Origin of the sequence: Bacteroides hominis, from assembly GCF_033042785.2 — a bacterium.
GTDB lineage: Bacteria > Bacteroidota > Bacteroidia > Bacteroidales > Bacteroidaceae > Bacteroides > Bacteroides hominis.
The window spans coordinates 4,330,503-4,351,098 of record NZ_CP178829.1; the positions used below are offsets into that span (position 1 = coordinate 4,330,503).

18 protein-coding genes are annotated in these 20,596 nt (G+C 51.6%); 2 read left to right on the forward strand and 16 right to left on the reverse strand.

Translation table 11 applies throughout. The features are described from left to right. Positions 1 to 76 precede the first annotated feature (76 nt). Entirely contained in the window at positions 77 to 1,264 is a 1,188-nt protein-coding gene (gene kbl, locus R3O62_RS18335) for a glycine C-acetyltransferase (RefSeq protein ID WP_317472586.1), read from the forward strand. Between the two features lie 47 nt (positions 1,265 to 1,311). Further along, a complete protein-coding gene (locus R3O62_RS18340) occupies positions 1,312 to 1,716 on the forward strand; it encodes a DUF2721 domain-containing protein (RefSeq protein WP_005806973.1) in 405 nt (134 codons plus the stop codon). A gap of 127 nt (positions 1,717 to 1,843) precedes the next feature. Here R3O62_RS18340 and R3O62_RS18345 read toward each other — a convergent pair whose 3' ends face one another. The 16 genes from R3O62_RS18345 to R3O62_RS18420 form a co-directional block, all read right to left on the reverse strand. Further along, the gene (locus R3O62_RS18345) at positions 1,844 to 4,045 is read right to left on the reverse strand and encodes a DUF4906 domain-containing protein (protein WP_250710292.1); all 2,202 of its coding nucleotides are present in this window, start codon (positions 4,043 to 4,045) and stop codon (positions 1,844 to 1,846) included. After that, positions 4,042 to 4,347 (reverse strand): hypothetical protein, encoded by a 306-nt coding sequence (locus R3O62_RS18350; protein ID WP_317472585.1) that lies wholly within the window; start codon positions 4,345 to 4,347, stop codon positions 4,042 to 4,044. Before R3O62_RS18350 ends, R3O62_RS18345 begins: the two co-directional genes overlap by 4 nt. Then, positions 4,334 to 6,802 carry a DUF4906 domain-containing protein gene (locus R3O62_RS18355; protein ID WP_317472584.1) on the reverse strand — a complete coding sequence of 823 codons (2,469 nt, stop codon included), beginning with the start codon at positions 6,800 to 6,802 and terminating at the stop codon, positions 4,334 to 4,336. The genes R3O62_RS18350 and R3O62_RS18355 overlap by 14 nt, the downstream gene beginning before the upstream one ends. Positions 6,803 to 6,835: 33 nt before the next feature. Further along, the gene (locus tag R3O62_RS18360) at positions 6,836 to 7,999 is read right to left on the reverse strand and encodes a DUF4906 domain-containing protein (protein WP_317472583.1); all 1,164 of its coding nucleotides are present in this window, start codon (positions 7,997 to 7,999) and stop codon (positions 6,836 to 6,838) included. A 54-nt stretch (positions 8,000 to 8,053) separates the two neighbouring features. Then, on the reverse strand, positions 8,054 to 9,055 hold the full coding sequence (locus tag R3O62_RS18365) for a fimbrillin family protein (RefSeq protein ID WP_022011898.1): 1,002 nt from the start codon (positions 9,053 to 9,055) through the stop codon (positions 8,054 to 8,056). A gap of 116 nt (positions 9,056 to 9,171) precedes the next feature. Then, the gene (locus tag R3O62_RS18370; protein ID WP_234058462.1) at positions 9,172 to 10,188 is read right to left on the reverse strand and encodes a fimbrillin family protein; all 1,017 of its coding nucleotides are present in this window, start codon (positions 10,186 to 10,188) and stop codon (positions 9,172 to 9,174) included. Between the two features lie 13 nt (positions 10,189 to 10,201). Then, entirely contained in the window at positions 10,202 to 11,017 is an 816-nt protein-coding gene (locus tag R3O62_RS18375) for a fimbrillin family protein (protein WP_032530446.1), read from the reverse strand. Positions 11,018 to 11,085: 68 nt separating this feature from the next. Continuing rightward, entirely contained in the window at positions 11,086 to 11,982 is an 897-nt protein-coding gene (locus R3O62_RS18380; protein WP_234058460.1) for a fimbrillin family protein, read from the reverse strand. A 20-nt stretch (positions 11,983 to 12,002) separates the two neighbouring features. Next, the gene (locus R3O62_RS18385) at positions 12,003 to 13,067 is read right to left on the reverse strand and encodes a fimbrillin family protein (RefSeq protein ID WP_005780031.1); all 1,065 of its coding nucleotides are present in this window, start codon (positions 13,065 to 13,067) and stop codon (positions 12,003 to 12,005) included. 146 nt (positions 13,068 to 13,213) lie between these two features. Then, positions 13,214 to 14,359 (reverse strand): fimbrillin family protein, encoded by a 1,146-nt coding sequence (locus tag R3O62_RS18390; protein ID WP_317472582.1) that lies wholly within the window; start codon positions 14,357 to 14,359, stop codon positions 13,214 to 13,216. 163 nt (positions 14,360 to 14,522) lie between these two features. After that, positions 14,523 to 15,491 carry a fimbrillin family protein gene (locus R3O62_RS18395; RefSeq protein WP_317472581.1) on the reverse strand — a complete coding sequence of 323 codons (969 nt, stop codon included), beginning with the start codon at positions 15,489 to 15,491 and terminating at the stop codon, positions 14,523 to 14,525. 15 nt (positions 15,492 to 15,506) lie between these two features. After that, positions 15,507 to 16,520: a hypothetical protein gene (locus R3O62_RS18400; protein WP_186992765.1), complete on the reverse strand. Its 1,014-nt coding sequence runs from the start codon at positions 16,518 to 16,520 to the stop codon at positions 15,507 to 15,509. Positions 16,521 to 16,553: 33 nt separating this feature from the next. Then, positions 16,554 to 17,510: a fimbrillin family protein gene (locus tag R3O62_RS18405; protein WP_032535807.1), complete on the reverse strand. Its 957-nt coding sequence runs from the start codon at positions 17,508 to 17,510 to the stop codon at positions 16,554 to 16,556. A gap of 35 nt (positions 17,511 to 17,545) precedes the next feature. Further along, positions 17,546 to 18,691: a DUF3575 domain-containing protein gene (locus R3O62_RS18410; protein ID WP_032535806.1), complete on the reverse strand. Its 1,146-nt coding sequence runs from the start codon at positions 18,689 to 18,691 to the stop codon at positions 17,546 to 17,548. Positions 18,692 to 18,715: 24 nt separating this feature from the next. Next, complete coding sequence (locus R3O62_RS18415; RefSeq protein WP_005806999.1) at positions 18,716 to 19,108, reverse strand: hypothetical protein; 393 nt, start codon at positions 19,106 to 19,108, stop codon at positions 18,716 to 18,718. 360 nt (positions 19,109 to 19,468) lie between these two features. After that, a complete protein-coding gene (locus R3O62_RS18420) occupies positions 19,469 to 20,413 on the reverse strand; it encodes a tyrosine-type recombinase/integrase (protein ID WP_005807001.1) in 945 nt (314 codons plus the stop codon). Positions 20,414 to 20,596: the final 183 nt, after the last annotated feature.

Here is a 20,596-nt window from a genome sequence, read left to right on the forward strand (position 1 = left end):
TTTTTATACCAAATATATGTTGTTTATTCCAAGAAAAATTGTGTCCTTTGCAAAAGAAACTAAAACCCCAAACACTATGTACGGTAAAATGAAAGAACACCTCAGCAACACGATTGCTGAAATTAAAGAAGCAGGCCTCTACAAAGAGGAACGCTTAATCGAAAGTGCACAACAAGCTGCTATCACTGTTAAAGGCAAGGAAGTACTGAATTTCTGTGCCAACAACTACCTTGGATTGTCTAACCATCCCCGCCTGATCGAAGGTGCAAAGAAGATGATGGACCGTCGTGGATACGGTATGTCTTCTGTACGTTTCATCTGCGGAACTCAAGATATACATAAGGAGCTGGAAGCCGCAATTTCAGACTATTTCAAAACCGAAGACACTATTTTGTACGCAGCTTGCTTTGATGCCAACGGCGGTGTGTTCGAACCGTTGTTCACCGACGAAGATGCCATCATCTCCGACTCACTGAACCACGCTTCTATCATCGACGGAGTACGTCTTTGCAAAGCAAAACGCTATCGTTATGCCAATGCAGACATGACCGACCTGGAACATTGCCTGCAGGAAGCACAAGCCCAGCGTTTCCGCATTATCGTTACCGACGGCGTATTCTCAATGGACGGTAATGTAGCTCCAATGGACAAAATCTGTGATCTGGCCGAGAAGTACGATGCCCTGGTGATGGTAGACGAATCTCACTCTGCCGGTGTAGTTGGTGCAACCGGTCATGGAGTAAGCGAACAGTACAACACTTACGGACGTGTAGATATCTACACCGGAACTCTGGGTAAAGCCTTTGGTGGTGCTTTGGGCGGATTCACAACCGGCCGCAAAGAGATCATCGACCTGCTTCGCCAGCGCAGCCGTCCGTACCTGTTCTCAAACTCACTTGCTCCGGGTATTATCGGTGCCAGCCTCGAAGTATTCAAGATGCTGAAAGAAAGCAACGAAATCCATGACAAACTGGTAGAAAACGTAAACTACTTCCGCGACAAGATGACCGCAGCCGGATTTGACATCAAACCGACTCAGAGTGCTATCTGTGCCGTGATGCTGTACGATGCCAAACTGTCACAGGTTTATGCAGCCCGCATGCAGGAAGAAGGTATTTATGTAACAGGTTTCTACTATCCGGTAGTTCCGAAAGACCAGGCACGTATCCGTGTACAGATTTCAGCCGGTCACGAGAAAGAACACCTCGATAAATGTATCGCTGCATTCATCAAAGTAGGTAAAGAATTAGGTGTACTGAAGTAAACCTTTATTTCTCTTCCATTGTTATTGTATATAAAAGTATGATAACAATGGAAGAACTTACACTCACGACACCCGCGCTGCTATTTTCAGCCGTTTCACTTATTCTTTTGGCATACACCAACCGTTTTCTCTCGTATGCCCAATTGGTACGCACTCTTCGCGACCGTTATATGGAAGATCCCTCTGATATCAATGTAGCTCAAATTGAGAATCTGCGCAAACGCCTCAACCTGACCCGCATGATGCAGGTGTTCGGCATTGCCAGCCTATTCTTCTGCGTAGTTACCATGTTTCTTATCTACATCGGGTTGTTCCTGCTTTCCATCTATATTTTCGGACTCGCACTGCTTCTGTTAATCGCCTCTTTAGGCGTTTCTCTCCGTGAGATACAGATATCGACTCGTGCCTTGGACATCTACCTGAGCACAATGGAAGGAAAACTAAAACATTAAAAATTACTTTTCCACACCACGCCCATAGGAGCCACATAAATAAAGTTCCGCTCCTCCCCACCGGAAGCAAGCGGAACTTTCACAAACAAAACAACAGATCGTTTATAACTTTATCAATCCATACCGGTCAGTCAGCCCGCTCCTGAATGCAACGTAGGGGAATCGCTTCACGTTCATGTCCTGTAAGAACAATACTTGCTTTTGTCGAAGCAGTTTTTCCTATTTTAAAATAACTCACTGTTTCCCCTCCCGAAGCAGTACCTAACTTATTTCCGCACCAAATTAAAGCAGATTCTCCAATATACGCAAACTGACTATCCAAATAATAATAACCGGTGAGCCGAACATAAGTCGTTAGTTTTTTATTTGTATCATATGCCATAACCATTCCTCCATGTGCACCAACACTATCCGAATTCATCACATTAGCACCATTGTCTGATGCTTTGACTGCTTGATTCACATTGCTAAACAGTGAAAGATAGTTCTCAATCAGTGCTACACGCCATCCTGCCGGACACGGATCATGAACTGTCTTCTGAATATTCCAAGCATTCAGATATGTATTATTCCGATCACTGTCCGCTATCCATTTATGTACATTTGTCTTTTTATATATATTCAACGGATTCTGGTAAGCCGTCCGATAAGTCGCCTGAGCATTTACAGCCGGATCAAAAGGCAGGAAAGTGACTCCATCCGGCTTATATAAGCTTAATATTCCCACAATCGGTTTAGTCATCGGAGTAGGAAGATTCACTATCGTGATCGGCTTATTCGAATAACTGCTCGGATATGGATCTTTCCTTCCCCATTGATAATGGAATCCATGTGTCTTAAACTTCTCCACATCCGACGGCGGCACGCCGGCATATCCGGCCATAGCCCCCAGATTACGATCCATCATCGGTAACTGGTTTCCATGATTGCCATATGTAAATTTCAGTTTTCTTTTAGTCAACGGCTCTTGCACATCCGCATCACCTGTCGCGTCCGGGCGGTAGTCCGTCACCCACACATGCCAGCTCCAGAGTATCTTACCATCCGCACCATAAGCGGCAATCACCCCGCTACCACCGGTAGTTCCCGGAGCCACACGGCAATAAACACGGGCTTCCCCTTTATTCTTCACCGGATACAACGTCGGATCGGTTCCATCTGTCCGTTTCAAATCCACGATGTTCGTATGGTCATCCTCCGAAGTTACGATTCCCATTACCGGCTCACCGATGTCTCCATCCTCTTTGGTTTGCCAGAGCAGTTTCATCGTAGTGATTCCTCCGGAAGCCTCACACCAACCTTTCAATACATCGTTCGTTTTATCCGGATCTCCATTCTGTTGGTATGCCAGCGGATCAAAGCAGAAGCCGCCTCCGGCGGATACCATAAAGCAATTGGCCGTAGGCACAAAGTTTTCATTATTTTCCGAAGCGGGTACAGGGTTGATATAGGTCACCCGTTTATCACTTGTCGGGATACCGCTATGTGCAAAGTTCACCGTATAATCATAATTTGCATTACTCTTAATGTCGAAATTCGTCGACTGCCTCCCGCCGATATAAACACGATAGTCCAGTTTAACTTTTGCATCCTGATCGCTCACCGCGACAAAGTTAAAGAAAGAACTTCCTTTAGGAGCATTCTCTTTTGTCCGTTGGGTTTCAGAGTTCGCTGCCGGTTTCTCTCCGCGCATATTGGCCGGTACCCAGCAAGAGTAACTTCCGCTTTGTGCCACATTTTTTATCTGCAAAGTAGTAAACTGATCCAGGATAGAAGGATAATTTCCCTCACTATCGGGGGTAGGGATAACCGCATAGTTCAACGGGACACTTTGGAGCAACAGTTGTTTCAAAGTATATCCGCTCACAGCATATGTCCACTCCACGGTGAGCCGGGCAGCCAGGCGCTTCAGCAACAGGCGGGTATCATAGCTCCCCTCCGGACTCTGAATCACAGCCTTACCGTCGGTGCCCGTCACCACATTCACATGCTCCAGATGGAGCACATAAGGCATCTTCTTCATATCTTCACTATTCGAAGGATTAATCGCATTGATCACAGACGAGTTTACGTCCATCGCCTGCACCTTCTCCAAAGAGTTACTACCCAAGGCAGCTATCGCCCCCCCGTTGCCACGCGCCACAATCAGCAACTGGCAGTCCGTCAGTGCGCTTAAAGTGACCTCCAGATGTTTCCCAAGCGCTACATTGCCATAGTCCTTCCCGTTTTTATAAGTTCCATTCGAGTCATACTGACGTATCTCCAGGTTATATAACTGATCCGGAACGCTTGTCCCGCCACGAGTCATCGTTCCTGACGAAAGGTTCACATCAAAAGCAGCTTTGCTGCTTTCAACGGCGAGCCGTTGAGGCGAGCCGTTGAGGCGAGCCGTTGAGGCGAGCCGTTGAGGCGAGCCGTTGAGGCGAGCCGTTGAGGATCATTATCACTTGAATCTTCGGCAAAGCCGAAGACCATCGATACCGTCACCTCTTCACTATCCGCCGGAGGAACCACCGCCTCTTCCGTCCGGTCCTCACATCCACTCAACCCTCCCAGAAGGATCACTCCTCCCAAGAGCATTAACCATTTATTCTTCCAAGTCTGTTTCATATCATTATTATTCTTGTACACATCGAAACGGATAAGGTTCACCGAGAACTCCCCAACCATTAGCCGGAGTAGTCAATTCTCCTGCCGCTATTTTTGTATAATATATCCGGTAGTTATTGCCAGTCTTTGCTATCGTATTCGTTCCTTCGTATCCGGCGGCACTTCCATTAAATATCAAATTTCCATTGGCAAAAGACCGGTATGCCGTGACCGGGAACCAGGCTGTATTATCTTCCGTACGGGGAGAGGGCACACCACTTCCACCGGATACATTATACAGACGTCCACCCCGCTCGTGTGCACTACCATTTTGCACAAACGCTCCATTCGCATTAAACCAATACCCCTGCCCCGTGTTCCAGCCCTTGTACACTGTTTGATAGGGAGTCTTCCATCCTGCCGGACAAGGGTCATAAAGAGTTTTAGAGTTATTATACAAATACTGATACTCCGCGGTAGTTTCATTCAAACTATACCAAGAGCACCTGCTATTGTTCTGATCGCTGCCCGAACCTGTTATAATATGATCAGGATGCTCAATCACATATTGCAGCGTATTGCCATTTACTAATGTAATATTGGAATAAGCGACCTTTCCCAGTTTTACCCCTCGTCCTTCTCCGTCATAAATAACGTTGAGTTCATTCGCCGTTCCGTCTATCGACCCCAAGAACGGGTCCTTGCGCCCCCAATAGAACAGATAGCCTATCCGCTTTGCAAATTCCAGCAATGAAGCATTCTCACCGGGAAATCCTCCGGCAGTCGCGCACAGGTTCCGGTCCATAATAACTTTCCCGACATGCGCTCCTCCATCTTTGAAAGCATCAGTAGCATACTGATGTACACTCCCGTTCTGAGTCAACTGCTGTGCCTGGGCATAAGTGACAGAGGAAGTAATCCCCTGCGGTACATAATCGGTTATCCAAAGGTGCCAGCTCCATACAATCGTACTGCCGGAATAGGCAGCAATCAAGGCATTCCCCCCTTTGCTCACCGGCACTTTAACGTGGATACGGGCTTTTTGCAGATCACCTCCGTCGGTGATACGCGCCAGATTTGAATGATCGTCTCTACTGATGGCATACCCCATCACCAAATCGCCCGACGTAGCATCATCCTTGGTTTGCCAGATCAACTTAACATCCGTTATTTTTTTGTTATCGGCCAGCGTCGCACCATCCGTCAGATGTGTATTCCAACCACTCAACGGAACATTGTAACCATTCATCCCCGCTTCGTGCTTATACGGATTAAAACAGATATTCGTACCGGGCTTCATCATGAAGCAGTTGGAGGTCTCCACCAGGTTGGTGCTTAGCACCGGACTCTGATCTAACAGTTGGATGCGTCTGTCGGCCTGATAATTAGTCGATGTGATATGCATATCCCAGTTATAATCCTTATTCTCGTAAAGGTTGAAGTCCGTTGACTCCCGTCCGCCCAAATAAGCACGGTAGTAGAGGCGCTCCTTCTTCACCTCGTTGTCCACCACCAGCTCCATGTACGAAGCGGCGGTAGGCGCATTCTCTTTCGTACGATAATAGGCAGAGGTAGCCTTGGCCGAAGTGCCCCGCACATTGGCGGGTATCCATACGGTTTTCTCTCCCCCCGCCAGATCAGCGGCATTCGTCAGGCGATAATAATCGACATACTCCACCATTTCGTCCGGATAGGTTTTCCCCCACTTCGTGTCTGTCTTCGCAGGAAGCAGACGGAAGGCAGCCGGCACCTGGCAGAGTTTTACCTCTTTCAGTACATACCCCTTTTGGGTGAGGTTTTTATCATCCACCGTCCAGGTCACTTTCAGCCTGGCAGCCAGCCGTTTGAGCAGCAAGCGGGTATCATAGTTGCCATCCGGACTCTGAAGTTTGCCGTCGGCCGTCACGTTGACGTGAGGCAGATGAAGTATATAGGGCATTTTGTTGATATCGGCTTGCGTAAGTCCGCCGGCCGGAATGGTATGTTTGAAGAGTGTAGTATCCATCATCTGTTTCTGCACATTGGCAAGGTTACCGCTAATGGCAGGTGTCGTATTCCCTTGCCCGCGGACTATCACCACCAACTGGCAATCCGTGGCTTGCTGCAAGGTGAGGGAAGTGGGAGCGGTAGAGAAATTTGCTCCGATTGGGACCGTCTCCTTATATTGTACGCTTCCCATCAGATTACCGCTCTGGTTATACTGCATCAGGTGGAACTGGTAAAGCGCGTCCGGACGGGTGACTTCCCCGGTCCGGGTCTTCGCCGCAGGCAGCAGGCGTGCGCTGAACGCTCCGCCCTCTCCATCCTCTCCGGCACGCGTATCGGCGGGCACCGAAAGCGCGTATCCATCCTCCTCGTCGGCAAAACCGAAAGAAAGAGAAACTTCTACCGGATTTCCTTCACCGGCTGCCGGAACAGACTCACTGAACCGCTCCTCACAAGACGTCAACCCCATCAACAGGGCCGTTACCGTGAGCATACATCCTAACCTATTCATACAACTGCTGTATTTCATCTTACCTCCTTCGTATTATCTAAAATTCACTTCATTCGGGATGATTTCCACTTCATCGAACATGATCACGTTACCATCTGTGATGGTCACCCTTACGTCCGCACTATTGGCTCCGCTGATGTTGACGGTCAAATCATACAGATAGCCCCGCTGGATATTATAATCATTCATTAAGTTACCTCCCAAATAAATACGGTATTTCATGCCGATTGCATCCGTTGCACCAGGATAAGTATAAGTTCCCTCCAAATCCAGATACGTGCATCCCGTCAACGCTCCACCGTCTCCCGGTCCTTTTCCTGTCAGATTCTTTTCAGCGAAACTCCCCCCTGTACCTGTACCCCGAAGATTCTCAGCCATGTGGAAACTGCGGGTTGTGTTCACCGGAAAAACACTTGTGCCATCCGTAGATTTAATTTCCACAACTGAACCGCTAACCGACGACAGACCGGGATACCGAGCTGTCAATGCTCCACCCCCACGTGCATAAAGCGCACTCTTCTCAGGCAAGTTATATACTTTTAAAGCAGTGATTGCCGCCTTTGCACCATAGTTTGCTCCCTCCGTTGAAGTTATATCGGACGAAAGCCTCCATGTCACGTTTACCTTGGCGAATGCACGAAGCAACGGAGCTACCACCACCAGTTTACCCTCGGCACTGGCCGATGTCAACGGGCCGGAAGACAGCAAAGTAGGATTGCTACTCTGAAAATCAACAGTGACCGCTTTCAGTTTCGATTCTTTTTCAATTTCGCTGCCATCTGCAACCGTCTGTTCCGTAAACAAATCGGAACCGGCATTGGCTATCACGTAAAACCGGCTTGCCGCTGTCGAGAAGTCCGAAGTAGCAACTTCAATGGTCATGTTCTCCTTCGGAATGCTCAGCTTTGAATTATCAAAATACTGGGCTTTCAGAAATGTTCCATCCACCAGCTGCGTTCCGCCGTCACCAGTCGTACTGTATTGCACTACCCATACATTATCAATCATCACCTCGTTCAGCGTTCCTCCTCCCCGTGTGTTCACCTCCAACACTCCCGGCAAACTCAACCGGAAGACCATGTTTCGCGATCCGGCGGAAGTCTCTTCCTCAGTGCAGCCTCCCATCGACGACAATAGAACCAATGCCATTGCCACTTGTCCCCAGAGATTCCTGAATCCTATTTTTACTCCATCCATATTGCTATTATAACTTTGTCTGTTTCTTCAAAACGATGATCCGGAAAAGCGTATCTATCCCTTTCCCAAATCATCGGTATTCAGCGTAATTGTATTATATTCTTTCACGGCCAGCGTCAGATCGGTTGGTTTCAGAATACCATAAAACGTCAACGTAAAGTCGAACTGATAAGTCATTCCCGGCAACAGCACTTTCTGTATCTCGGCAGGGAACGAACTGACATAAGGGGTATCCGCATAATAATCCACTGTCAGATCTACATCGAACTTTATCAACGTCGAACCATCAACGGGAAGCAATACCTCTTTGCTGCTCTCACGCCATGCAGTCGGATTTCCACCAGCCGGTTCCTGAAACGATTCAAAAGCGAATGAAGATTCATAACCGGAAGCTGTCCCCCATGCCGGTTGTCCCAGCGTATAAGCCAGCGAAGGCGGCAGTCCTGTTATAGTCACCCTATTGGCTTTCAATTTTTCAACACGCACCGGTGAGCCGTCTTTGGCTCTTACCCTCACCTGCACCTGTGCCCCCATTCTCTTAAACGGATTGGGCAGCGTCACGCTCATGTGGCTCTCTCCCATCTGGTTGGGTTGTACCACGATCCCTTTCAGCGTAGTATACATAAAGTCTTTGCCGTTCCCGACCGGAATCGTACCGTCCGTCTTTAGTTCCGGTACTTCGGTCGAGGAGTTATACGACACCAGATAAAGATCGTACGTCCCGCGATATAAATAGAGTTCACCCGTGGCCACTCCATTCTTCACCGTATAGGTCTTACCGTCCAGCGGTTGGGTCTTTGTTGTGGAAGCATTGGCCGGAAAAGCGTAAACCTGGAATGTCTTTCCGTCCGCCATATCCGCCGGATCACCGTCCACACGCGTCGACGCCTCTCCTGCCACCAAGCGGCAGAGCCGGAAACTGAGTGCCACCGGCTCTCCTTCATCTCCGCCGGAACCGGACGCCCCGGGCATGTCATCCCCCGAACACCCAGACAGCCCAAGACTCCCCAAGCAGCAAAGGCCACAACCTATCCAATATTTCAGTCTCTTATTCATCATCGTTCTATTTTTGTCACCACAGATTACACAGACTTCTCACGGATTAATAATTTATCCTGGTTGATATTGAAGAGTAAATAATCTGTGTTAATCCGTGTAATCTGTGGTGAAACTTAAATTCCAATACTCGTGTTCTGGTTCGCGTCACTCTTCCAGTCATCTATCTTCACCGAACTCAAGCTGCCCCCCATCTTGTCCACCGTAATCTGATAGACGTAGTGGTAACCGGCTTTCCATTCGGCACTTACCGATTTCGTCTCAAACGCATGGGCGTTTTCTGCCGACTCACCATTGATGCGAACCTTCAGGCGGAACGAAAGCACAGTTTCCTTTCCCGTCATCGGGGCTGTCAGGCAGCTCACATTCGGTGTAGCCTGCTGCTCTTTCAGCACGACCGGCCTTGCCGCATCGGCAAGCGTCAACAGGGAGGTGGACGACAGGCCATTGAGGACACCGGTCTTCAGGTTCATTGTACCCGTACCCGACTGCAAACGGCTGGTTCCGCTCTGTATCTCTATCTGCACCAACTCCAGCTTATCTTTATTCGCCGAAGCCGACTTCACAATCCGGAAGCTGACCTTTGCCAAAGCGTGCTTCATCCTGAAGCTGACCGCCCGGGCACCCGAAGTGGCCGTGACCGGTGCCAGCCCCGAAGCGGGAGATACTCCATAGAGATAGTCCGGCTGATCCGTCGCCAGAAAATCGGTGGCACCGGCGGTAGTCATCACCGATACGGGTACAGTGTGGTTGCCGTCAGCCTGATGGGTCACTCCCGCCACCGGAGGATGACAGGCATACAGAAGGGCATTGGCGGTAATCACCGGAGCAGCATCCGCGCTCCAGGAGTTGTTCTGCAGCCGATACTCCGAAAACGGATTGCTGCCATAAGCCACGTGAGCCTCAGTAGTGGCATATACACTGATCGCCTCGACGGTGGTGACGGCCGCACGGGTGGCGGCACTTCCCTCTCCGGTTTCCACTTCCACCCCGGTCAGCCGCAAAGGGCCGCCCGCAGGCAACGGATCGTCCGCCCCGCACGAGGTGAATAAGGCTGCGAGTAGCAGTACGGCTCCCATCGTGCCCTTATGGGCTTTCCTATTCTTCATCGGTCTATATTCTTTCTGTTTCATCTCTCTTCTTTTCTCAGGTTGCGCTTCCCACATTTTCTTCCGCCACATCGCTGAAAGGCGCCACGGTGACACCCGTCAGAATCAGTTCGTTGGTGGCGGTGAAGTTATATTGGTAGTTATATCCCGCCTGTAGCGTAAACGGTGACGTGTCGGTATAAGTCTTTTGCGCCTCCGTCGTCGTTTTCAGCCTGATGGTGAACTGCCGCGAGCCGGGACAGACTATCGCCACATAGGTATGGCGAACGGAAGCCGTCGTGCTTCCCGAGGCGCAATACGGGGTTATGGTTTCCGAGGCACCTGTATCGGTACGAATCCCCGTCCCGGACAGAGAGGCGCTCTCAGGTGTCTGCGACGACTGATAAGTCACCACCACAGTCACCTTCGCCGCTGCCGGCGCAAAGGTAAAGCTGCATTTATTTCCGTTCAATACTCCTGCCGCCGTCAACCGGTTGCTTTTCCAGAAATTGGTTGGCGTGCTTTGATCGGCAAGGATACCGCTGAATTCCTCCGGAAAGGAAGCCGCAAAAGACTCTGATCCGGTAGTGGTCAGCGCTGTTTGTCCGTCGGCCAGCCCCCAGCCACCCTCCGCTTTGCGCTGATAGAGTGCACTTTCGGCAGCACCACCGGATTTCGATATTTTTATCCGGTCGCCGGTGACGAACGTCCGTTTGTCATAGTCAGTCGCGTGCGTGTCCCCGGCACGGGTCTCTCCTTGTCCTATTTTCGCCGATACTTCCAACGGAACAGGCAACGGATCCCCTTGGGCGCACGCCGCCAGAGCCAGCGCAATCCATACTCCTCCTATCCAATTCGTTCTCTTACCGTTCATTGTTCATCATTTAATTTACCACAGAGTGACACAAGGTCACACAGAGGTTATTCGTTCATAATTCATTGTTACGTGAGACTTCCCGTATGCGACTCTCCGTTCTCCCATCCTTTGATCTCTTCTCCTACGGGCATCAGGATGTTGTTTTGCAACGTAAGGGTGTAACTGTAATGGCTGCCCGCCTTCCGCTCGCAAGTCAGGCTGGCGGTATAGCTCACTCCGTTGTAGTCGGTCACCGTAACGGTAACCTTCTTCTGCTCCGGCGTAGGTGATTCGGCTGTCAGCGGTGACAGGATGCCGTGCCAGGTGTATTTCGTCTCGTCCGGACGATACAGGTAGATATCTTCGTCAGCGGTTCCGCCGCTATAAAGCCCTTGACCTTGCACGGTCATATATGCGAAGGGTTGTGTCAACGCATTCTTACCCTCAAATGTCAAGGTCAACTTGGTGTTGCGGTGCACAAAGGCATTCTCGCCTCCCGTGAAGGAGAGCACCCCGGTTGCACCGGAAGTCACCCCGGCACTGGTACGGAGCAAGTTACTGTTGCGGTAGTTCTCACCGTCCACACCTCCCGTTTTGTTTCGTTGATCGGCATAAATGCCGGAGTAATCGGCGGGATACATAGCCTGATAGGTAGCTCCCGACTCAAAAAGCAATTCCGAGCCCGCTGCCGAAGGGGTCCACTCTCCTGTGGCGGAAAGCGTATAATCCACCGGAGCGGACGAACTTCCACCACGCGTACGGATGATACGGATGCGGTCGGCAGTAACGAAAGTGCTGCGGTCGTAACCATTGTCGGCGGCAACGACACGGGTGGGCGCCACCGTCTGCGCCGCATCCGGCACACCTATTTCGGCGGTCACCGTCAGCGGAGTTCCCTCCGGTACGGAGGGCAACGCCGTGTCGTCGGCACATCCGGCCAGCACCGGCAGCAGACACACGATATAGAATTGAATTGCTTTCATACACATCATTTAAAAAATTATCATCCTATCGGCTTCATATCCTGGTCCACCGGAGTCTCAGCATTCCAAGGCAGAATGGCCGCGTCCTGCAAGGTCAGTCCCCGCTTACCCAGCGTCAACGTATATATGTATTGGTTTCCCCGATCCCATGCCTGATTGAAGACATCGGTCGTAAGGGTCAGTTCACGTTCGGTGGCGGTGTTACCCAAACCGGCTTCGCCCAGCCGCAAAGTCAAAGTGACCCGTGCAGACGATGCTGCCGCCGTTTTCGGCGCCACCAGTCCATAGGCCACGGTAACAGCTCCGGTGGTTCCTATCTTCTGCGGGTTTGCCGAAGGGGTGAAGGTTAGCTTACCACTTGCAGACAATCCGGATAGCGTCCCATCCGATAAAGCCATCGCGCCCGAAGTGCCCGTAAGAAAGGGTGTAGCGCCTCCCTCGGCGGTCAGGTGAACGCTTTTTACATAGTCATACACCGCATCCGCAGGCCGATCAGTCGCATTCTGGATGCGAAACACCAGTTGTGCCAACGCATGTTGCAAGTAAATGGCAGGAGTGGCACTTTGGCTGTTGGCAGTGATGGGCTCAGCCGATCCCTGAGTGGAAGTGGCGGAACCGTACAGATAGTCATGGACGGAACAACCGTAGTCATTGGCTCCGTCAAAGGTCTGCCCCTCAGGCAGAGTTACCGGAAGTGTGGGCAGAGTGGTTCCGCTACCGGCCGTCAACGTCACGGTGGCAGGTGACCAGGCATGGAGCCTTGCCGTCCGGAGACTGACATAGGTAGGCGGGGTGCTGCTCCAACTGTTGCCGGACCCTTTGGTAAAGGTGGCTCCCGTGGCACTGCTACCGGGATAGAGACTACCATCCGGAGCTGCGAGGTAGATGCCAATGCTATTGATCCGGTCTGCACCCGTACCGATGCCATTGACAAGGGTACGGCTGGAGACGAGGGTAGCACCGGCATGAATACCGGGACGCAAGGGGACGCGGTCTCCGTCGGTGGCGGAAGAGTCTTCGCCGGAACAGGCACCGAAAAACAGAGCTACGCTCCAAAGGAGTAAAAAGGTAAATGGTCGGGTCATCTATTATTTGGTTTAATTCACCACAGAGGGACACTGAGTCTCACAGAGTTTTACTGTTCTAAACTGTTCATCATTGATCATTGATCGCTGGTCGTTCATCATTGATCGTTCCGTCCTCTGTGGTGAATGTATTTCATAACTATTACCTATTGTATTTCTAAAGAACCTCCGGTTTTTCCACTCCACTGGGCTACGGTCACGCTGGTGATAGAGAGTTCTTTACCGCTGAGCTTGACGGTGTAGAGGTAATTCTCGCCGGCTTTCCAGGCATTCGTCGCAGCATTACCGAGACTGACCGCATAATCCTGACCGTCAATCTTGAGGGTGACCTCTACATTCGTTTTGTCCTGCGTCAATTCGGGAAGCACCAAGATACTTACTTTTTTCGAAGCGTTCTGGGCTGTGGTTCTGGCATTATCAGCGTCAGCCGAGGCTTTCTGCAAAGTATAATTCGAAATACCTCGTGTATAGGTCGCTGCCGCAGGGCTGCTTCCCGGGGTTATCGTACCGTCCGAAATCTTCATTGTAGGATTGGTACCGCCATTATTCAGTATAGTGGCAGAATTTACATTCTTAAGCACCAACTTGGTTAACGCACCGGTATTCTTATAAGTATGATCCGCGTATACCCGGAAGCTGACCATGGCAAGGGCATGCTTCATGGAGAGAGTGACTTTTCCGTCTTTAGCGGATACGCCTTTTTTATAGCTGGCTTTCGGAGTACTTGTTTGATCGGCATACATATAGTCCACTTCTCCCGAAGCCGTAAGAAGCGCTGTACTGCTACCGCTATTATCTGTTGAAGCATCAATCGCAGCAGATTCTGTCCCCGGAAATACAGAGATATTCACGGTAGAATTAGCAGTCACCTGCCCGCTTCCGTTCACCTTCAAAGCGGTACCGGTTGTCGCAAGCGCCCCGCCTGTCCCCGGTTTATAGGCCGGATAATGCGCATAAATGTTCGCCTCTTCTGCCGAGAGATAAATCTTATCCGTACCGCTATTACTCCAACTGCCACCACTATAGGCATAGAGCCCGTAATTATTCGTCGCATTGTTGGTCGTCGCGTTGCTTGCGTATACCGCGATGCTTCCCATCGCAGCTCCGTCCGTAGCCGCATCTGTGCCTTGTATCGCGCTGCGTGTCAGTGCCACCTGCGGTGACACCTGCAATTCTACTCTTTCCTCTTCGTCCGTCCCTTCTTCAGGCAATGCGCTCTCACCGCACCCTACGGCAAGAAGCATTGCCGGAAGAGCAAGCAGCCAATGAACTTTCATATTATGGTTCATCATGTTTCGTTTTTCCTTTAATATATAATTCGTTTTTCTTTTGAGTTCACCACGGAGGACACAGAGGACACAGAGTTTTTTTTTTAGTCTTTCTATCTATTACCTCTTGAATAAATCCCCTCTGTGTACTCTGCGTACTCTGTGGTGAAATTACTCTGTGGTGAAATTATTCCGCCTCCAGGTCACCGTCCACCGTCACCGTAGTCCACGGTTGCGTGGTCACGGAGGTGATTCCTAATTCATGGTCACCGATGGTCAGCGTCACGGTATGGGACATGCCTGCCTGCAACAGATTCTCTCCGGCGGCGTAGTTCACCGTTAAACCGCTGAACGTGCCTATGGAAGTTTCTACAGTCAGTGTATAGGTGTCGCTCGCCTGTAAAGGGGGCACCTGTATCGTTCCTATTTCCACGGGAACGGTGCCGGTCACCTCGGTTCCCGGTCCGGCAAGGCTCAGTGAGAGTCCGGCGGGATGTTCCTCCGTAGCGCTGAACACCGGCACTCCCGTAGCCAACGTCAAGTCCGCGCAAGGCAGCGCCCCGTTCACCGTAATCCGGCGGATGCTTACAGCCACTCCGTCCGTCAGGCCCTTGCAGGCTTTGAAGCAGAGCTGTGTGAGCAGATGGCTGAACTCCAGCGGACGGTCCGCCTTCAAGCGGTTGCCGGCAAAGCGCTCACCTTCCCACTTGTTGCCACGAAGCTCGGCGGCATAAAGCAGGTCGGTCTGTCCCGTAAGCACGAAAGACGCCACGCCGCTTACCGGAACGGCCGCCGGAGCGAAAGCGGTCAGGTAGAGCCAGTCGCCCGAAGGGGGGAATACAGGCCCGGCTTCCGCCGCCGCTTTCCACTCCATAGCGCCGTCAGTCTTGACCGTGGCGTCCCAAACGCCTTCGTATGCCTCCGATAAAGAAGCGTAGTCACCCTTCACAGTAGAAAGTGCCACCGTAGCTTCGAACTCCTGTTCCGGCAGATTGCCGGCAGCGGCATCCCTCGACAGCGCTCCGTCCCGGGCACAGAGCTGCACCGGGACCCTCTCTTCCGTCAAGAGAGAGTCGCCGGCGGCCGTACAGCCGGAAACCCATGCGCCCAGCAGGGCGAAGAGGCTTATCTGTGTAAAAGAGTGTTTCGTCAACATGGGCTACAGGGAAATTTATTCTAATGTCGCGCTGCCGTCAGCACCGGCCTTCCATGGAGTCACGGTAGCGGTAGCCGTCACTTTGGTAGCATTCGCACCCTTCGGCTCTTTCACTGTCAAGGTGATCAGGTGGGCTTCGCCTTTCACTGTAGCCAGATCGTCTCCGCCCGCAGCCTTAACGGGCACATTGTGGAAAGGAATGTCTGTGCCACCTACATTGATAATGGCGCAAACCGTCAGTTTAGCCGCAGGACGGATCATGACCGGTGTACCCACTTTCACGGCTTCCGCCGACAGCACATTGTTAGAAATGCCCGGGACAGGAAGAGTACCGCTATTGATATTATCCCACGTCACATCGCCATTGGTGGCGTTCACCATGGTAGGACGATAAGCCTCCTGCACCTCAATGCTTTTCAGGCTGACCGTTTTACCTGCCCACTCTCCTTTGCTCTCGGCAATCGGTTCCAGTTTCATCGCAAAATTAAGCTGAGTGGTGAGGTGCTCAAAAACCAGGGCGGCTGTTTGCGATGCCCCGCTGTTGCCGGCCGCTACTTCCTTCGCATACATCACGTCCTGCTGTCCGTCTGTCTGAAGGATCTTTACTGTAGTCGCACTCACCTCACCTGCGGGAGAGACTGCCGCCAGGAAAGAATTCTCACTCGTATTTGACGCATGATAGTAAAGAGTAGGGTTCAGCCCTAAATCGGCGGCAGAACCGCCTACCGTGAAAGTGGTGTTCGATACGGTTGCGCGTGCATTCAGCGTTCCGTTGTCGGCAACATCGTTCTTGGTGACCGGAGTAAAACCCGACCAATTTCCCGATGTTCCGTCGTGCATCAGCACGGTAGCTGTCACCTCGGCTCCTTCGGCAGCCACAGCACGGCTGGTGGCCAGGCCCTGTACGCTCTGCGACACCCGGATAGGGGTTGCGTTCACCGGATTCTCGGGCAGACTGTCCGTGTCATTGCTTGAGCAGCCCGCCAATAGGAATGCCATGACCGCTACACTTAATTTCGTTTTCATCATTTTTTTTTAAGTTTATAGTTAATAATATAGTTGTTATTTCAAGGATTCACCGTTTACCTTGCCTCCATCCAGTTCGCCGCTTCCCGGTTTCCCCGCCTGCCACTCTCCTACTGTGGCCACGGCGCTTATCTCTGCAGGATCGGGTGCTGAAGGTGAGGGTAACTCCACCTTCACCGTATACGAGATGCCTCCCTCGCCTGCCCCGCCTCCTTCGAAACGGATGGGAAGTTCCCGGTAGACCCGGTCGTGCGTACGGTCATCGTCCACGGCCAGCGTCAGGTCGAGGGTGAACGTAGCCGAAGGTTGCACCAATACATAGCCCGGAAGAGAAAGTTTGCCATCGGTAAACCCTAATCCGTCCCCTCCTTTCTCAACGGTATAGATGGGCACCGAAACCGTTTCATCCGCAGCGGTAAGCAGTTCCGTAGCAAGCGAAAGGCTGACCTCGCCCGCCAGACCATTGAGGTGGAGCTCACGGATGCGAAACCCTTCGGTGTTTTCCGCCTCGATGGTGAGGGCAAAACTGAGCCGGGTCAGCAGATGGCGGTACATCAGCGATTGTTCTTCCGCCGGACCGAAAGGTGACGACAGCGAACCGGACTGTTCCCCGGTCAGCATCAGGTCTTCTTCGCCCGTGAGCCGGTAAGTCAGGCTGCCGTCCGCCTCCAGGGGAGCCGGGGGATAATATCCCCTCAGAAAGAGCGCCGAACCGTCAGCGGGATAATAGCGTTCGGGGGTGAGGCGGATTTCGTTGTCCGTAGCCACCCCGTCCCAAGCACCGTCGTACTCTCCCGTGCGGCTTCCATAGGCAATGCCCACAGAAGTTTCGCCAAAGGTGCTGACCAACGCACGGGTGCGGATGCCTGTGTAAAGCCGGATGGGGACAGGCTCTACCTCGGGACGCGGCTCAAGGGTGCGCTCGGTGCAGGAGCAGAAGCAGAAGCCAATAAGAGCGACCACTTTTATCATATATTTCGGCTTGAATATCATATTCCCAATCTTCTTGTTTTAGTTCACCACTATTATTAAAACCTATATCCCACGCCCACGTTGATCCCCGTCAGCCCCCAACGGACGGACGAGGCATCGTGATGATAGTATGCATGGGGCGGCTCGTTGTCGTAAGCCTTCGCCGAGGCATTGCGATAGCCTCCACGTATCCCGGCTTCTATCCCCCAATGGCGTGACAGGGGCAGATAGACACCGAAAGAAAGTCCGGTATGCCAGTAGCATCCCGTGCGGCTGGCACCTGTAGCGCCCGCATCTCCCGAAGGTGAAGGCTGATAGTCGAAGTCGCCCAGTTGCCCGTAAACTCCCAGATAGAACCGGCGGTAACGCCCGTCTCCCCTAAGCCACAGGCGGGGTTCGAGGCTAATGCCCGAAACACCCCAGAAACGGTGCTCCTTCCCCCCTTTCCAACCGGAATATGCCGCCGAGGCCATCACTGACCAACGACGGGCAAAGCACAGTTCGGCAGCCAGGTTGGGACGGAAAGCCGCCAAACGGCCCTCCGGCGTCAGACCCGCCCAGTCGGACAGATTGGTTTTCAGGGAGAAGATGACCCGCGAGGGCCCGACCTGCGCAGGGTATGCGTGCTCCGCCGCGAGCGGGCGGGACTGTTCGTGAAGAGCGGGTACCGGGCACGTTCCGCCCTCCGGCAACGAAGGAGCCCGTGCGGGCAAAAGAGGATAACGGGAGGCATACCCGGCATAGCGGGAACGGCTCAGAGTATCGGCCGCCAACGGTTCGCGCAGGCATACCACCACCACATCGCGCTCCTCGTCGGGACACGGCACGGCATGGTTGTGTGTCACAAACCAGGCTTCTTTCATCCCCTTGCGGGTGATAAGTTCGGATTTCACACGGCTGCTGCGTACATAACCCAGCCGGAGATTATCGCGCACACTGCTCCCCGACGTACAGTAACCGTCTACGTAGATGCGCATCTTTCCATCCACGATGGAGGAACGGAAAGCGGTGACTGCCGCAAAAAGCCGTTTCAGTTCGTGGTCGTTGCCACGATAGTCGGCATACAGCACATCACGCCCCTGTACAAAACGGAATGTATGCAGCGAATCGCACCGCCGGGCAGGGCAAACGCCGCCCTCTTGTCCCAAGGCAGGGGCGGAAAGCAGAAAGACATATAGGAGCAGAAGTAAAATCCGGTTCATGGCAGACAATCTCTAAAAATCAAATTACAAACACAATTCCGTCAAATGAATCTCACCGAAGATGCTGCGCATCATCTGGTTGACCACACCCATACGGGAAGCGACTACCCCATAGCGTCCGTAGACACGCTGTTCGTCCACGTCGGGAGAAACCGGGTGTACACCCTCGTTCAGTATCAGCAAAAGGGATAAAAGGTTGACAGACTCCAAAGGCTTACAGAGTTCGTACGACTCCGGCTTATCCGGAGCCTCCCGACAGACACAACGAACCAAGCCTCCGCCCTCTAATTGAAGCAGAAGTACGGAAGCATCTTCAAAAATACAGTCAGCAGGATGGTAAGGACAGCCGCAGGATGTGTCCCGATAATAGATATAACGCAAAAGCCTGATGGCTTCCTGAGTAATTGCTGTAAGCATATTTTCTTGTTTTGTTGTGTGATGGCCGTTACTTTGTAGGTAACGGCACATGACAGACCGAAGTGTCAGCGGGCGTCTTACTCTCTAAACATCAGAAATAAAAACATTTATACGTTTAGCAACCGGCATAAAATGTCAATATCGCATTTAAACATTTAAATGTGAAAGCCACTCACATGCGGTTTTTCTTCATAAAAAGATAAAAAGGCAGGTAAAAAAGACAGTATGGAAGATTATTTGGAGATTTAAACGAAATTATTTACGGTTTTATTTGGATATTTGCTTTGTTTTGTTCACTTTTGTGCAATTATATTCGTGCCGTTACCTACAAAGTAATGGCTGATTATCAGCCAGATACTACTACACAGCAGCATTCATCTGTCCCATAGTGTACTTTATGATTCCTTCGTTGACACGGTTCAGCTCTTCCTCTTCAAAAGGTTTCAGGTACGTCTCCGTCACTTTAACGGACGAGTGCCCCATAGCATTGGCAATCAAGCCTATCGGTACTTTTTGACGGAAGGCGGTTGTTGCCCATGTATGGCGGATGGTATACGAACTGATGCGGACACCCAGCCCCAACACCTTGGAAAGCCTGTCCAGGCGATGGTTGAACTTGCGGAGTTCCCGTTGATACGTTTTATATCCCGCCTCGCTCCCCCATTCGCAGGTCCCCAGGATGGGGAAAAGATAGTCCGATCCCTCCTGAGGGTTTGCATCAAGATCAATCAGAGCCTGCGTCTCCGCCGAAACAAGGGCAGTCAGCGCACGCCCCGTCTTCTTACGCTTGTACGTCAGCCGCTTCTTGGGCTGCAAGCCCTCGGCAGGCAGATAGGCATAGTCGGCAAAAGACATCCCACGGAAACGATACATCAGGCTGGCGCGTACGCATGCCGTACGAAGCGACTTGGGAAGTGCGGAAAGGTCGGCATTGAGTATCCTGCTCATGACATCGGGTTCGATGGCACGCTTGATACCGGCACGCGTACCGGTGCCGACGTCGCTGAACAGCATAGGGTCATAGTCCTCTACTATCTTCTCGCGAACTGCCCTGCGATAAGCGGCTTTGAGCATACGGAGGTAGGTGGAAACCGTATTCTCCCTCTTACCCGCTCCCCTCAAATGATTTTCGTACCGTTTCAGACATTCGGGCGTGAGCACACCGAACGGAACAGCCTTATTTCCGCAAAAAGCGGAGAACGACTTCATGGCACAATCGTACACGTGGGCAGTGCCGTAACGCCCGCCCGACTTCATCTTTTTGACCAGAGAAGCTAAATAAAATGTTAAACTTTGTTTTTTCATATTTTATCAATTTAATTACAAATAACACCTCTCGCGCGTTCCGGTTCATTGCGGGCGCACGCGATGAAACATCAGGACAAATGACCAAATGCCCGATAAACAGAGGGATCGGGGGAAAAGAACTATTCAAAAAATTCATATATCTTTGCGCCCCAAAATGTAAATTAACTGCTTTTCGGCAGA